The 13,235-nt window shown below is 71.7% G+C and carries 11 protein-coding genes and 1 pseudogene; 4 read left to right on the top strand and 8 right to left on the bottom strand.

Annotated elements, in window-relative coordinates; all coding sequences use genetic code 11:
* The first annotated feature begins 35 nt into the window (after positions 1 to 35).
* Entirely contained in the window at positions 36 to 518 is a 483-nt protein-coding gene (locus tag P0Y48_06640) for a YbaK/EbsC family protein (protein WEK14861.1), read from the top strand.
* Between the two features lie 44 nt (positions 519 to 562).
* Here the strand turns inward: P0Y48_06640 and P0Y48_06635 are convergent, their stop codons facing one another.
* From P0Y48_06635 to P0Y48_06620, 4 genes are read right to left on the bottom strand one after another with little or no spacing between them, the layout of a single operon-like run.
* Positions 563 to 2,461: a glycogen debranching N-terminal domain-containing protein gene (locus P0Y48_06635; protein WEK14860.1), complete on the bottom strand. Its 1,899-nt coding sequence runs from the start codon at positions 2,459 to 2,461 to the stop codon at positions 563 to 565.
* A complete protein-coding gene (locus P0Y48_06630; GenBank protein WEK14859.1) occupies positions 2,458 to 3,369 on the bottom strand; it encodes a carbohydrate ABC transporter permease in 912 nt (303 codons plus the stop codon). The genes P0Y48_06635 and P0Y48_06630 overlap by 4 nt, the downstream gene beginning before the upstream one ends.
* Positions 3,366 to 4,496 (bottom strand): sugar ABC transporter permease, encoded by a 1,131-nt coding sequence (locus tag P0Y48_06625; protein ID WEK14858.1) that lies wholly within the window; start codon positions 4,494 to 4,496, stop codon positions 3,366 to 3,368. Before P0Y48_06625 ends, P0Y48_06630 begins: the two co-directional genes overlap by 4 nt.
* Before the next feature lie 5 nt (positions 4,497 to 4,501).
* A complete protein-coding gene (locus P0Y48_06620) occupies positions 4,502 to 5,770 on the bottom strand; it encodes an extracellular solute-binding protein (protein WEK14857.1) in 1,269 nt (422 codons plus the stop codon).
* Between the two features lie 193 nt (positions 5,771 to 5,963).
* Here P0Y48_06620 and P0Y48_06615 point away from each other — a divergent pair, with 193 nt between their 5' ends.
* The gene (locus tag P0Y48_06615) at positions 5,964 to 6,965 is read left to right on the top strand and encodes a LacI family DNA-binding transcriptional regulator (GenBank protein ID WEK14856.1); all 1,002 of its coding nucleotides are present in this window, start codon (positions 5,964 to 5,966) and stop codon (positions 6,963 to 6,965) included.
* A 31-nt stretch (positions 6,966 to 6,996) separates the two neighbouring features.
* Here P0Y48_06615 and P0Y48_06610 read toward each other — a convergent pair whose 3' ends face one another.
* Positions 6,997 to 7,713 (bottom strand): IclR family transcriptional regulator, encoded by a 717-nt coding sequence (locus P0Y48_06610; GenBank protein ID WEK15030.1) that lies wholly within the window; start codon positions 7,711 to 7,713, stop codon positions 6,997 to 6,999.
* 136 nt (positions 7,714 to 7,849) lie between these two features.
* On the opposite strand from P0Y48_06610, the gene hutH reads away from it, so the two are divergent.
* Together hutH and P0Y48_06600 are read left to right on the top strand one after the other, a co-directional pair.
* The gene (hutH, locus tag P0Y48_06605) at positions 7,850 to 9,466 is read left to right on the top strand and encodes a histidine ammonia-lyase (GenBank protein WEK14855.1); all 1,617 of its coding nucleotides are present in this window, start codon (positions 7,850 to 7,852) and stop codon (positions 9,464 to 9,466) included.
* 32 nt (positions 9,467 to 9,498) lie between these two features.
* Positions 9,499 to 11,196, top strand: a complete 1,698-nt coding sequence (locus tag P0Y48_06600) for a urocanate hydratase (GenBank protein ID WEK14854.1) — start codon at positions 9,499 to 9,501, stop codon at positions 11,194 to 11,196.
* 55 nt (positions 11,197 to 11,251) lie between these two features.
* Here P0Y48_06600 and P0Y48_06595 read toward each other — a convergent pair whose 3' ends face one another.
* The 3 genes and pseudogenes from P0Y48_06595 to P0Y48_06585 all read right to left on the bottom strand — a co-directional run bounded on the left by P0Y48_06595 (position 11,252) and on the right by P0Y48_06585 (position 13,193).
* Positions 11,252 to 11,728 carry a histidine phosphatase family protein gene (locus P0Y48_06595; protein ID WEK14853.1) on the bottom strand — a complete coding sequence of 159 codons (477 nt, stop codon included), beginning with the start codon at positions 11,726 to 11,728 and terminating at the stop codon, positions 11,252 to 11,254.
* A gap of 245 nt (positions 11,729 to 11,973) precedes the next feature.
* Positions 11,974 to 12,852 (bottom strand): annotated as a pseudogene (locus P0Y48_06590) (arginase family protein).
* Entirely contained in the window at positions 12,852 to 13,193 is a 342-nt protein-coding gene (locus P0Y48_06585; protein WEK14852.1) for a gamma-glutamylcyclotransferase, read from the bottom strand. The pseudogene P0Y48_06590 and the gene P0Y48_06585 overlap by 1 nt, the downstream one beginning before the upstream one ends.
* Positions 13,194 to 13,235: the final 42 nt, after the last annotated feature.

The following is a 13,235-nucleotide window of genomic DNA, read 5'->3' as shown; positions in this document are numbered from 1 at the left end:
GGCGGAGCGTCCAGCGTTCGCCCTAGGCTGAATCCATGACGACCCCCGCCGACCTCCACCCTCGCAGCCGACTCGTTCACGTCGCCCTCCGCGCGGCGGGGATCGAGGGAGAGATCGTCGTCCTCCCGGATGCCGCGTCCACCGCCGCCCTGGCGGCCGCCGCACTCGGCGTCGAGGTGGGCGCGATCGCCAACAGTCTCGTCTTCTGGTCGGACGGCGAACCGCTGCTCGTGATGACCAGCGGGGCGCACCGCGTCGACACCGTCGCGCTCGCCGCTCGGCTGGGACGCGCCTCGATCGTGCGGGCCACGGTCGAGCAGGTGCGCGAGGCGACCGGTCAGGCGATCGGGGGCGTCGCGCCGACGGGGCACCCGGCGCCGCTCACGACCGTCGTCGACGAGGCGCTGGCCGCGTTCCCGGAGATCTGGGCCGCCGGCGGCACGCCGCACACGGTGTTCCCGCTCACGTACGACGAGCTCGTCCGCCTCACCGGCGGCACCGTCGCGCGCGTCGACTGACTCGCGCGCGTCGACGGACCGGCCGCGTCGACGGACAGGGCCGCTCAGCCGCGGAGGATGTCCCATGCGGTGACGGCGGCCGCCGCCGACCAGGCCTGCGGCCGGCATGCCGCAGGGTACGGTGCGGGGGCGGCGACCTCTGACGCGGCGTCACCCGCGTGCAGTTCGGGCAGCCGGTAGTCGAACGCCTCCGCGGCGGCCAGGAGCCCCGACACCACGGTGCGCGCGTCGTCGTGCCGGCCGGCGAGGGCCATACCGCGCGCGACGATCGCGCTGTCGTGGGTCCAGACGCTGCCGCCGTGGTAGCTGAGCGGCCAGAAGCCCGCGGCATCCGTCGACAGGGTCCGCAGGCCGAACCCGGACGACACCGTCTCGCCGGCCAGCAGCGCCGACACCGCGGCCTCCTCGTCGGGCTCGAGGATGCCGGTGCCGAGCAGGTGCCCCGCATTGGTGGTGAGGGTGTCGACGGCGCGACCGTCGCGATCGAGCGCGATCGCGGGGTAGCGGCCCTCCTCGGTCTCGACCCAGAACCGTTCCCGGAAGCGGCGCTTCAACGCCGCGGCCCACGCACGCAGGTCGTCGCCGCCGGGGCGACCGAACCTGTCCAGGAGGTCCGCGCCGCCGAGCGCCGCCTCGTGGGCGTAGCCCTGTACTTCCGACAGGGCGATCGGTCCGTCGGCCAGCCGGCCGTCGCGCCACTGGATCGAGTCGCCCGAGTCCTTCCAGCCCTGATTGGACAGTCCGTGGCCGGTCTCATCCACGTAGTCGAGGAAGCCGTCGTCGCCCGCGCTCGCGGTGACCCAGGCGAGCGCGCGCTCCATCGCGGGGAGGAGTTCCTCGATCTCGTCCGCGGGGTGACCCGCACGCGCGAGGTCGGCGAGGAGGCAAACCCACAGCGGGGTCGCATCGACGGTGCCGTAGTAGAGGGGCGGCAGGACGATCCCCTCGCCGGGCATCGCGAGCGTGCCCGAACGCAGCTCGTGCATGATCTTGCCCGGCTGCTCCGCCGTCGACGGGGTCGTCGTCGTGCCCTGGAGCCGGGCGAGCACCCGGAGAGTGGATGCCGCGATCGACGCGTCGACGGGGAGCATCAGCCGGGCCGCCCACAGCGAGTCGCGGCCGAACAGCGTGAAGAACCAGGGGGCGCCGGCGGCGTAGAACACGTCGTCGGGCTGATCGGGAAGGGTGAGGCGCAGTGCGCCGAGATCGCCGAGGGCCTGGCGCAGCCACCTGTCTACCCGGGGGTCGCCGCCCGCTCCCGGCGCCGGGAGCGACCAGGGGACGGGGGAGCGGACGCCGCGGACGACGAGCGATGGGTCGGTTATGCGCGTGGTCCACGACGCCTCGGCCCGTCCGCGCGCAGGGATGTCGAGGGTCCAGTCCAGCCGCACCCCGTCGTCGAGGGTGATCTCGGCGTGCTCGGCGTGCTCGGCGTGGAACGTCACGCCAGCCTCGCCCGCGCGCACCGTCACGGTCGTCGCGTCGGCGTCGATCTCCCGGTCGACGGCGGAGACGGTGCCCGCCTTCACGTCCTGCAGGAGCGAGGCATCCGGCACGATCGCGACGCTCAACCGCAGGCTCAGGGGCTCGTCGAGGTGCGTCAGCACCGTGAGGATCTCGGTGACTTCGCCGTCGGTGACGCGACGCACGCGCTCCAGCCGCACCTTCGGGTCGGGCCATCGGTCGTCGACGCCGCGCAGAAGCGCGTCGAAGCGCACCTCTCCCGCCGTCGGCGCGGTCGCGCGTACCCACTCCGGGCGGACCGCGTCGCCGTTCGCGTCGACGTAGGAGACCTCGAGTCCACGGACGAATCGCGTGTCACCGTGGTAGATCCCGTCGATCGACGCGGCGCCCATGTCGCCGTCGTCTCCCGACCACGCCTGGGTGGGGGCGCAGAGCGCCACCACCCGATCCGACAGGAACGGCTGCAATCCGCCCGTCATCCCTTCACTGCTCCTTCACTGGTGTTCATGATCCGCTTCTGGAAGATGAAGAAGAGCACCGCGACCGGGATCGTCATGATCGCCGCCGCAGCGAGCTTCAGCGGATACTGCGTGCCCTGACTCAACTGTCCCGACGCGAGCGAGGCGACGCCCTTGGTCAGCACCGTGAGTTCGGGCGACTGGGTGGCCACGATGAAATGGCTGAGTTCGTTCCACGATCCCTGGAACGACAGGATCACGATCGTGACGAGCGCCGGTCGTGCCATGGGGAGGACGATCGACCAGAACACGCGGAACGTGCCCGCTCCGTCGATGCGCGCCTGCTCCTCGACCGACGTCGGGATCGACTCGAAGAAGTTCTTCATGATGAACACGCCCGCGGCATCCACCAGGAGCGGCAGCACCATACCCGTGTACGAGTCGTAGATGCCGATCTGGTTGAGCACGAGGAACTTCGGGATCAGGAGCACGACCGCCGGCACCGCCATGACGCCCACGACGAGCGCGAAGACGACCCCGCGACCGCGGAAGTGCAGGCGGGCGAGCGCGTAGCCGGCGAGCGAGACGAAGAACACGCGACCGAGGGTCACGAGGATCGTCACGACGGCGGAGTTCGCGAACCACAGCGGGAAGTCGCTGTGCAGGAACAGCCGCTCGTAGGCGGCGACCGTGAAGGTCTGCGGCAGCAGCGAGATGGGATCGGATGCCGCCTCCTGCTCCGACTTGAACGACGTCGCCACCTGCACGAGGAACGGGTAGATGTAGACGATCGCGAGCAGGACGATCATGGCGTAGAGCAGTACTTGCCCCGCCGCACTCCGCAGGGTGAACCGTCGCCGGCGCCGCGGGGTGGGGGCCACCGGAGGCTCGGCGAGGGTGGCCGCGTGCGCGAGAGTGGTGTCGGTCATGACGTCGCCCCCTTCCGGTACGTGGCGCTCTGGTACGCGCGCACGCGGCGGCGCGAGACCGGCCGGTCGCGCAGCACCCACCGCTGGAAGATCGTGAAGAAGATGATGATGAGGAAGAGGATGAACGCGATCGCGGCGCCCACGCCCCAGTCGTTCTCGCGGAACGCCGCCGTGTACGAGAGGTAGGCCGGCGTCAATGTGGTCTTGGCGGGGTCGCCCTTCGGCCCCGCGTAGACCTGGTCGAACACCTGCCAGCAGCCGATGAGTCCGAGGGTCATGACCGTGTAGATCGTCGGTCGCAGCTGCGGGAGGGTGATGCGCCAGAACCGCTGCCACGCGTTCGCTCCGTCCATCATCGCGGCCTCGGTGAGCTCGTAGCCGACGTTCTGGAGGGCCGCGATGAACAGGAGCATGAAGGTGCCGCTCGTCGTGAAGATGGCCATCAGCATGAGGGCGGACATCCCGACCGAGGGGCCGGCGAGCCAGTCCCACCACGAGAGGCCCAGCATCGAGTTCTGCGTCAGGAAGTCGGGCCCGGAGGTGATGCCGATGCCGGCGAGGGCGCCGTGGACCAGTCCGGTCGGAACTCGGAACCAGTTCGGGCCCTCCCCGCCGAACCACGCGATGAAGGCGTTGACCGGACCGGCGAACGAGAACAGGAAGAGCCACAGCACCGTGATCGCGACCGAGCTCGTCACCGACGGGAAGTAGAAGGCGGTGCGGAAGAAGCCGCGGGCGCGCAGCATGCGGCGGCTCACGAGCACGGCCAGGAAGAGGGCGAGAGCGGTCTGCAGCGGTACGACGAGGAGCACGTACCACGCGTTGTTGCGGAGCGCCGTGCCGAAGTCGCGCGTCGCGAGACCGCCGGTCGTGATCGTCGCGTAGTTGTCGAGACCGACGAACGAGACGTCCGAGGAGAGCGGGCTGCCGCGTCCCGACCAGTCCGAGAAGCTGACCCAGAGGGCCATGAGCACCGGCACGAGGAGGAACGTGCCGAGGATGAGGATGACCGGCGAGACGAACAGCCAGCCCGCGCCGGCCTCCCCACGGTGCGTCCCGCCGGAGCGGGGCGACCGGGTGGAGGCCGGACGGGTGGATGCCGCGGCCGGCGTGACGGGCGCGGTCATCAGCGTCAGCCGACGATGGCCTCGAGGTTCGACTGCACCGAGTCGAGGATGGCCTTCGGGTCGCCCGTCTTCAGCGAGCCCAGCTGGGCGTTGAAGTCGGTGACGACGTCTGCCGAGCCCTTGTTCGTCGGAACGCCCTGGGCGTAGGCCGAGCCGTCGAGGAACGCGACGAGGTCGGGGTTGTCGGCCTTCCACTGGTCGGCGGCGGACTGCACCGAGGGCATCGGTCCGAATGCCTTCGAGAACGCGAGCTGCTGCTCGGGGCTCGTGAGGTACTCGACGAGCTCGAGAGCCGCCTGCTGGTTGGGGCTGTCGGCGGCCATGCCCCAGCAGTTGGTGAACTGGAGGGTGCCCTGACCGGCGGGACCGGCCGGGAGCTCGGCGACGAGCGGCTTCACGTCGGGGAAGTCGCCGAGGGCGCCCGTGATCCAGTTGCCCTCGATCGTCATCGCGCCCAGCTCCTTGCCGAACGCTTCGCCGCCCCAGCCCGCGCCCACGTCGGCCGCGTAGGCGAAGGTGCCGTCCTTGAGGTGCTCCTGCACGTAGGTCAGCGCCTCGACGTTGGCGTCGCTGTTGGCTTCGGCGGTCATGCCGTCCTCGGAGACGAGGCGGCCGCCGGCCTGCGCCATGAAGGCGCCGATCCGCGCGTACTCGCCGCCGAACACGAGCCCGGTGGTGTCGCCCGTGGTGAGCTTCTCGGCGACGGATGCCAGTTCGTCCCACGTCGTGGGGATGTCCGCCTCGGTGAGGCCCGCGTCTTCCCACAGCCCCTGGTTGATGATGAGCTGCAGCGTCGAGAAGTCCTTCGGGGCGCAGTAGAAGGTGCCGTCGTACGTGAAGTTCGCGACGAGCGACTCGTAGAAGTCGTCCTTGTTGGGCAGGAGGTCACCGTAGGCCTGCAGCGAGCCGTTGTCGGCGTACGCGGCGAGCTGATCGGTGGACTGGTAGAAGAGGTCGGGCGGGGAGCCCGCAGCGAAGCCCTGGGCGAGCTGCTCGCTGAGGTTCGTCGCCGCGACGACCTCGGCCTCGACGCCGGAGTCGGCCGACCAGGCGGCGACGGCATCCTGAACGGCCTTCGTCTCGGCGTCGCCGCTCGATCCGATCATGATCGTGAGGGCGTCGTCGGACGACGTGAGGCTGCCCGCGTCGCCGGGGACGGAGCCGGAGGGCTCGGGGGTGTCGCTGAAACCCTGGCCGCAACCGGTGAGGGTCAGGGCGGTGACGACCGCCAGCCCTCCCGTCGCGAGCAGCGTCCGTGCTGTGTGTCGCTTCATCGCATCTCCTTCGAAACGGTGTGGACCCCTGGGCAGGGTCTCACGTTTTGAACGTTCAGATCGGCATCCGTGCGCTTCTTTGATCGTTCAAATTGTGGAATGCTTGAAAACATAAAGTGTCCGCGCCGCCGCGTCAAGGCCCGATGTCCGCGGAACACGACGGAGGTCGAGAGACCCTGACGACCGAGAGACGATGAACAGACCCGCCACGATCGAAGACGTCGCCCTCGCCGCGGGCGTGTCACGGCAGACGGTGAGCAACGTCCTCAACTCGCCCGCCATCGTGCGCGAGCAGACGCGGGAGCGCGTGCAGGCGGCGATCCAGCGGCTGGGATACGCACCGCACGCCTCCGCCCGACGGCTCCGCACGCAGCGCAGTTCCACCATCGGCATCCACCTCGACCCCTACGCCGGCGGCATCTCCGGGGTAGTGCTCGACCGGTTCGTGCACGCGCTGACCGAACGTGCGGGAGAACGCGGCCTGCGGGTCACCCTCTACGCCGCGCGCTCGCCGGAGGAGGAGATCCGGCGGATGGCCGACCTCCGCGACGGGGGAGACATCGACGGTGTCGTCATCACCGGCACCTTCCACGGCGATCCGCGCACGGACTGGCTCATCCAGCGCAGCGTGCCCTTCGTGGCGTTCGGCCGGCCGTGGGGCCTCGACGACGTCGCCGACCCCGCGCACCTCTGGGTCGACGTCGACGGAGCTGCCGGTACCGCTGCCGCCACCCGCCACGCTCTCGCGACCGCCGGCCCCCGTGTCGCCTTCCTCGGATGGCCCACGGGCTCGGGAACGGGAGACGACCGTGAACGCGGCTGGCGCGAGACGCTCCCGGCGGGTGCGGATACCGTACGGCTCGTGTCGGAGGAGAGCGTCGCTCTGGCCCGCGTCGTCGTCGCCGATGCCCTGGAGAACCGCGACCTCGACGCGATCGTGTGCGTCAGCGACTCGCTCGCCGTCGGTGCCCACCTGGCGGCGGTCGCCGCGGGGCGCCCGTCGCTGCCCATCATCGGGTTCGACAACACGCCCGCCGCCGAAGCGCTCGGGCTCTCGAGCGTCGAGCAGCTCCCCGAGCGCGTCGCGACCGGAGCGCTCGATCTGCTGATCGGACCCTCCGGCACGATCTCCCTCCGCACGCCGAGCCCGCACGAAGCGCACGTGCTGGTCGAGCCGAGCCTCATCGTCCGCTGAGGAGCCTCCGGAGCGCCCGGTCGTCCTCGGCTCAGCGGCGCCCGATCCGTCGCGACAGCTCCGCCGCCGCCTCGGACACCAGCCCCGCGAGGGTCTCCGGGTCGCGTGACACGTCATCCGGCCACGTGACGGCGATCGCCGCGGCCGGCCACCCGGTGTGATCGAGCACGGCGACGCCGACCGAGCGCAGCCCCAGCGTCACCTCGCCGTCCTCCGTCGCGAAGCCGCGTCGCCGCCCCGCCTGCAGCAGCTCGCGGAGGGCCGCCGGTCGCGACGGTCCGCGGCCCGTCCGGTCGGTGAACGCGCCGGCATCCGGGTAGAGCGCCCGCACCTGTTCGCGCGGGAGGTGCGCGAGCATCGCGCGTCCGGTGGCCGTGAGGTGCGCCGGCAGACGCACGCCGACGTCGGTCACGAGGGCGGGGCGGCGGGGCGCGCGCTCCTCCACGATGTACAGCACATCGCGGCCGGTCATGACGGCCAGATGCGCACTCTCCCCGGCCCGGTCGGCGAGGGCCGCGATGAGGGGACGGCCGAGGCGCGCGAGTGGCTCCTGGCGCGCATAGCCGCCGGCCAGCTCGAACGCGGCCGTGCCGAGCCCCCACCGCCGATCGGACTCGAGGTGTACGACGAACCCGTGCCCCGCCATGACCGAGAGCAGGTGGTACACGGTCGATCGGGGGATGCCGAGGTGCTCCGCGATCGTCCGGGCGGCGACCGGACCGCGCTGGCGACCCAGGAACGAGAGCATCCGCAGCGTGTGGTCGGCGGCGGGGACCTGCGGTCGCCCCCGCACCGCCCCGCTCGCGTCGTTCGTGTCTGGGACCACAGACACAGGATGCCACGAAGCCCTGGTGGGCGCGACGATGCCGCGGTGGAATCGGGACATGGCCTCTGTCGACACCGCCGGCGCACCGGCATCCGCTTCCGCCGTCGTGGGCGCCCGTCCACTCACGATCGAAGAGGTCGTCGCCGTCGCGCGCCACGGTGCTGCCGTGACGATCGCGACCGAGGCGACCGACCGCGTCGCCGCGAGCCGCGCGCTCGTGGAACGTCTCGCCGACGATCCCGAACCGCACTACGGCATCTCCACGGGCTTCGGGGCGCTCGCCACCACCTTCATCGCTCCCGAACGCCGCCGCCAGCTCCAGGCGAGCCTCATCCGCTCGCACGCGGCGGGCACCGGCCCCGAGGTCGAGCCCGAGGTCGTGCGCGCCCTCATGCTGCTGCGGCTGCAGACGCTCGCCTCCGGACGCACCGGTGTGCGCCCGGCCGTCGTCGAGACGTACGTCGCGATGCTCAACGCGGGCATCGTCCCCATCGTCCGCGAGTACGGGTCGCTCGGGTGCTCCGGCGACCTCGCGCCGCTCTCGCATATCGCGCTCGCCGCGCTCGGTGAGGGCGAGGTGCGACGCGTCGGAGGCTCCGACCCGGTTCCGGCCGCCGAGGCGCTCGCGGCAGCCGGCATCCCGCCGCTCGTGCTCGAGGAGAAGGAGGGGCTGGCGCTCATCAACGGGACGGACGGCATGCTCGGCATGCTCGCGCTCGCGATCCACGATCTCGACCTCCTGCTGACGACCGCCGACGTCGCCGCTGCGTTGTCGGTCGAGTCGCAGCTCGGCACGGATGCCGTCTTCGCCGCCGACCTCATGGCGCTCCGCCCGCAGCTCGGGCAGGCCGCGTCGGCCGCGAACCTGCGTGCGTTCCTCGCGGGCTCGCCCATCGTCGCCAGCCACCGCGATCCCGCCGTCTGCACGCGCGTGCAGGACGCGTACTCGCTGCGATGCTCGCCGCAGGTGCACGGGGCGGCCCGCGACACCGTCGATCACGCGCGCCTCGTCGCCGATCGGGAGCTCGCCGCGGTCGTCGACAACCCCGTGATCACCCTCGACGGGCGGGTGGAGTCCAACGGCAACTTCCACGGCGCCCCCGTCGCCTACGTGCTCGACTTCCTCGCGATCGCCGTCGCCGACATCGCCTCGATCTCGGAGCGACGCACCGACCGCGCGCTCGACCGCTCCCGCAGCCACGGTCTGCCGCCGTTCCTCGCCGACGAGGTCGGGGTCGACTCGGGCCTCATGATCGCGCAGTACGCCGCGGCCGGCATCGTGTCCGAGCTCAAACGGCTGGCGGTTCCGGCATCCGTCGATTCGATCCCGTCGTCGGCGATGCAGGAGGACCACGTGTCGATGGGGTGGGCGGCGGCGCGCAAGCTCCGGCGCGCGATCGACGGCCTCGCGCGGGTGCTCGCGATCGAGGTGGTCACGGGATGCCGTGCGCTCGACCTCCGCGCGCCGCTGCAGCCCGGGCCCGCCACGCGCGCCGTGCGCGACCGCGTGCGACAGGAGGTCGCCGGTCCCGGGCCGGACCGGTTCCTGTCGCCCGACCTGGAAGCCGTCGCGGACCTCGTCATCTCCGGTGAGATCGCGCACGCGGCCCTCGATGCCGTCGACGCGCGCGCCACAACTCCGGAATCGTCGATCCCCGACGCCACCCAGCCTTGACCACATCGCCCCAACCGCCCCGAGGAGACCTCATGAGCGCCGCCATCCCTGACACGCATTCCGGAGTTGTGAACGAACGCGGACCCATCCGTGCCGCGCGCGGACCGGAGCGCACGGCCAAGAGCTGGGGCGCGGAGGCGGCGAAGCGGATGCTGATGAACAACCTCGATCCCGAGGTCGCCGAGCATCCCGAAGACCTCGTCGTGTACGGCGGAACGGGCCGGGCGGCGCGGTCGTGGGAGGCCTATGACGCGATCGTCCGCACGCTCGACGAGCTGGAGCCGGACGAGACGCTCCTCGTGCAGTCGGGCAAGCCGGTGGGCGTCTTCCGCACGCACGAGTGGGCGCCGCGCGTGCTGATCGCGAACTCGAACCTCGTGGGCGACTGGGCGACCTGGCCGGAGTTCCGCAGGCTCGAGCACCTCGGACTCACGATGTACGGCCAGATGACCGCGGGCTCCTGGATCTACATCGGCACACAGGGCATTCTGCAGGGGACGTACGAGACCTTCGCGGCCGTCGCGCGCTCCCTCGGGCGCGAGTCGCTCGCCGGAACCCTCACCCTGACCGGTGGTGCGGGCGGGATGGGCGGCGCGCAGCCGCTGGCGGTGACGCTCAACGAGGGCGCGGTGATCGTCGTCGACGTCGACGAGTCGCGGCTGGCTCGTCGGGTCGAGCACGGCTACCTCGACGAGTACACGACGGATCTCGACGCGGCGGTCACCCGCGCCATGGCGGCGCGCGAGGCGGGTGAGGCGCGGAGCGTCGGCGTCGTCGGCAACGCGGCCGACGTCTTCCCCGAGCTCCTCCGCCGCCACCGCGAGGGCGCGGTGCACCTCGACATCGTCACCGACCAGACGAGCGCACACGATCCGCTCGCCTACCTTCCGTCTGATATCCCCTTCGAGCGCTGGAAGGAGGCCGCCCAGAGCGACCCCGAGACGTTCACCGAGCAGGCGCGCGCCTCGATGGCCCGTCAGGTCGAAGCGATGGTCGGATTCCAGGATGCCGGGGCGGCCGTGTTCGACTACGGCAACTCGATCCGGCGCGAGGCCGAGCTCGGCGGCTTCGACCGGGCGTTCGCGTTCCCCGGATTCGTGCCGGCCTACATCCGCCCGCTGTTCGCGGAGGGGCGCGGACCGTTCCGCTGGGTGGCGCTGTCGGGAGACCCGGAGGACATCGCGAAGACCGACCGTGCCGTCGCGGAACTCTTCCCCGACGACGCGCCGCTGCGGCGGTGGCTCGACAAGGCCGGTCGTACGGTCCACTTCGAGGGCCTGCCCGCACGGATCTGCTGGCTGGGGTACAAGGAACGACACCTCGCGGGGCTGAAGTTCAACGAGATGGTCGCCTCGGGCGAGCTCGCCGGGCCGATCGTCATCGGCCGCGACCACCTCGACGCCGGTTCGGTCGCCTCGCCGTACCGGGAGACGGAGGCGATGGCCGACGGATCGGATGCGATCGCCGACTGGCCGCTGCTGAACGCCCTGCTCAACACGGCATCCGGTGCCGCGTGGGTGTCCATCCATCACGGCGGCGGGGTGGGCATCGGCCGCTCGATCCACGCCGGACAGGTGACGGTCGCCGACGGCACCGCGCTCGCTGCAGAGAAGCTGGAGCGGGTGCTGACGAACGACCCCGGAACGGGCGTCATGCGGCACGTGGATGCCGGCTACGAGCGCGCCGCGGAAGTCGCTCGCGAGCGCGGACTCACGATCCCGATGCTCTGAGCCGGGAGTCCGGTGCCCGCTGAACCCCGAAGCGGGGCGAGCGAAAGGGCCGCGGTCAGCGAGGGCTGTCGAACGTCCAGGAGTCCGCGTCGACCGACGTCGCGACGTCCCAGTCGTCGACGTCCCAGGTGAACACGGCGACGGCGCAGGTCGGCATCCCACCGATCCCGCCGCCCGAGAGCGCTTCGGCGAGCACCGTCATGCCGGGGTCGTGCGCGACGACGACGACGCTCCGCGCCCCCGAAGCGGATGCCGCAGCCAGCAGCGTGCGAGCGGGCGCGCCGTACAGCTCCGCACGCTCCTCCACATCGACGCCGTCGCCGAACGCGTCGGCGAAGAACCCTGCGGTCGTACGGGCGCGCAGCGCCGTCGACGACAGGACGATGTCGGGTCGGAAGCCGGTCTCGGCCAGGCGAGCAGCCAGGACGGGAGCGTCGCGCAGGCCGCGCGCGTTCAGCGGCCGGTCGTGGTCGTCGAGGCCGGGGTCGCCCCAGTCGCTCTTGGCGTGCCGCACGAGAGCGAGCCTGATCACGTGCTCTCCCCGTCGCGGCGGTCGTCGCCGCCCGTGGGCGCCGGCCCCGCCGGCCATGGCTCCGGGTCGGAGTCGTCCGGCGGAGCCCACTCCGATCGGTGGTCGCCCGCCGCATCTTCGGGGGCCGCGACCGGCGGCTCCGCGTCGGTGGCCGGCTCGGGGTCAGTGCTCGGCTCCGCGGACGGCTCCGCGGCCGGATCGTCGTGCTCGGCCGCTGCGACCGGCGTCGCCGGGCGTGCGACGGCGCGACCCGCAAGGCCGGTGAGCATCTCGAGCACGCACAGCGCGGCCAGTCGCACGGTGCGGCCATCGGCGGCGTCGGCGTCGGCATCCACCTCCACGATGTCGGCGGAGCGCACGCGGGGGTCGACGGTCAGCGCGCGCACGAGAGCGCGCAGCTCCCACGCAGCGAGTCCGCCGGGGGCGGATGCCGGGGCGCCGGGGGCGACCGAGCGATCGCAGACATCGACGTCGACGTCGAGGTGGATGAGCGCGCCGTCGCCGGCGCCGGCGATCTCGAGCGCCTCGGCGACGACCTCGTCCATGCCGCGGCGGCTGAGATCGTCAAGGGTGATGACGGTGATGCCGAGTTCGGCGGCCCGGTTCGCATACGCCGCGGAGTTGCCGAAGTCGGAGATCCCGATCTGCACGATCCGTCGCGGGTCGAGTCCGTCGGCCACCAGCCGTCGCACCGACGACCCGTTCGTGACGCCGTCACGGAGGTCGAGGTGGGCGTCGATCGTGATGAGTCCCGTGGCCCGCGCGCCCTGCGTGACGGGGTAGGTGATCGACCCGTCGCCGCCCAGCGCGATCACGAGCGCTGCGGATGCCAGTTCGCCGACGCGGGTGCGCACCCGGTGCTCGCCGTCCGGCCCGTCGGGGTCGGCCACGTCGCCGGCATCGGCGATCCGGAGGATGTCGGCGAGGTCCAGCGCGGGCGGGCCGATCAGGGTCGTCGTGAAGTGCGAGAGGGCCTCACGCACCGCCGCGGGCGTGGTGTGGGCACCGGACGAGGAGAGGGAGGTGTGGGAGGTCGGGGCGCCCACGAGGACGGCGTCGGCCGAGCCCTCCCAGGCGGGCCAGTCGCCGGCGCTCGGCCACAGCGGGTCTGTCGAGTGCGCCATCAGCCGACGTAGACCCAGGCGTGGCGTCCGCTCGCGAGCGTGACCGAGGTGCGCCGGTAGAGCGACACCTCGTACTCGTCGGCGGCGTCGAGTTCTGCGGTAGTGATGTGAAGCACCTTTCCCATTACCTTGTCGACGGGGTTTCCCGTCGCTCGGAGCACCGGATGGACCGACAGGCCCGAGATGTCGACGACGCGTTCGTCTTCGATCTCGGCGTAGTCGATCGTGTAGCCCGGCAGGACATCGGCGTCCCCGGCCACGACCCGTCCGAACGTGTCCAGTTGCACCTCGGCGAACTGCAGGGTGCCGTAGGTGAACAGGAGCTCGGTTGCATCCGTCACGGCATACAGGCTACCCCTCGGCACCGCGCGGTACCGCTCCCG

Origin of the sequence: Candidatus Microbacterium phytovorans, assembly GCA_029202445.1 — a bacterium.
GTDB classification, from domain to species: domain Bacteria; phylum Actinomycetota; class Actinomycetes; order Actinomycetales; family Microbacteriaceae; genus Microbacterium; species Microbacterium phytovorans.
Note: the sequence above shows the minus strand (reverse complement) of the source record. Positions and strands in the feature narration are given on the sequence as shown.